This window comes from Paracoccus aerius (genome assembly GCF_014656455.1).
Classification (GTDB): Bacteria; Pseudomonadota; Alphaproteobacteria; order Rhodobacterales; family Rhodobacteraceae; genus Paracoccus; species Paracoccus aerius.
The window spans coordinates 1-1,379 of the sequence record NZ_BNCL01000082.1 but is presented as its reverse complement, the minus strand read 5'-3'; the positions used below and the strand labels follow the sequence as shown (position 1 = coordinate 1,379).

The window sequence follows — 1,379 nt, the reverse complement described above, 5'->3', positions numbered from 1 at the left end:
GGTAGTGTCCGAGCACGTGGTGTAATTTCACCGGCACGTTCGGTGTAATCTCGGGTGGCCATCGAGGTGTATGATCGAGGTGGAGTTTCGACGCTTCAACCACGGACCATACGGAGCCCCCGATGACCAAGACCAACATGGACCTGTCCGAGCTTTTGGCAAAGCACGATCAGGGTGATTTACTGCGCAGCATCGCCGAGGCCGTCCTTCAGTTGATCATGGAGGCTGATGTCGACGGCCTGATCGGCGCGGGTAGACACGAGCGCAGCGGCGACCGCACGACTTGGCGCAACGGATATCGCGAACGCGCGCTCGATACCCGCTTGGGCACTTTGAATCTGCGGGTGCCGAAGCTGCGGCAGGGCAGCTACTTCCCCGGCTTCCTCGAAGCCCGCAAGACCTCGGAACAGGCACTGGTTGCTGTGATCCAGGAAGCCTGGATCGGCGGCGTCTCGACACGTCGGGTCGATGATCTCGTGCAGGCCATGGGGCTGAGCGGCATCTCCAAGAGCACGGTGTCCAAGCTGTGCAAGGACATCGATGAACGGGTCGGCGAGTTCCTGAACCGCCCGCTCACGGGGGAGTGGCCCTATGTCTGGCTCGATGCTACCTATCTCAAGCAGCGCCAGGGCGGGCGGATCGTCTCGGTTGCGGCCATAATCGCAGTGGCCGCCAATACCGAGGGCCGCCGGGAAATCATCGGCCTCGGCATTGGCCCGTCAGAGGCAGAGACCTTCTGGACAGACTTCCTGCGCTCGCTGAAGGCCCGCGGTCTCGACGGCGTGAAGCTCGTGATCAGCGATGCCCATACCGGTCTGAAGGCCGCCATTGCACGCGTCTTTGAAGCTACCTGGCAAAGATGCCGGGTTCACTGGATGCGCAACGCCCTCGCCCACGTCTCCAAAGGCCAGCATACGGTTGTCGCGGCAGCGATCCGGCAAGCGTTCGAACAGCCCGATCGCAAGCACGCTGGCGATACCTGGCGCCATGTTGCGGAGCAGGTCCGCCCCCGCTGGCCCAAGCTCGCGGACCTGATGAACGAGAGCGAGGACGACGTTCTGGCCTACATGACCTTTCCTCGGCAGCACCGCACCAAATTGCACAGCACCAACCCACTTGAACGTCTCAACAAGGAGGTGAAACGCAGGGCTGATGTCGTCGGCATCTTCCCCAACGAAGCCTCAATCATGCGGCTAATCGGCGCGGTGCTCTTCGAGCAGAATGACGAATGGCAGACCTCGAGCCGCTACATGATGGTCGAGGCCTTCGCTCAGATCGACAAGGAGGAGATCGACCCCATTCTCAGCATCACTACGAAAGCAGCCTGATCATGACCTCAGGCCATCCCGGAAATTACACCAGCTTGACGGACGTGACCG

Annotated in this window: 1 protein-coding gene; it reads left to right on the top strand. The window is 61.3% G+C overall.

Translation table 11 applies throughout. From position 1 onward, the window contains the following. The first annotated feature begins 122 nt into the window (after nucleotides 1–122). Nucleotides 123–1,328 (top strand): IS256 family transposase, encoded by a 1,206-nt coding sequence (locus IE224_RS20770; RefSeq protein ID WP_191313424.1) that lies wholly within the window; start codon nucleotides 123–125, stop codon nucleotides 1,326–1,328. The last annotated feature ends 51 nt before the right edge of the window (nucleotides 1,329–1,379 follow it).

Excerpts from the sequence above, each read along its gene's own strand:
- IE224_RS20770 (WP_191313424.1), top strand. The coding sequence starts at position 123 with ATGACCAAGACCAACATGGACCTGTCCGAGCTTTTGGCAAAGCACGAT.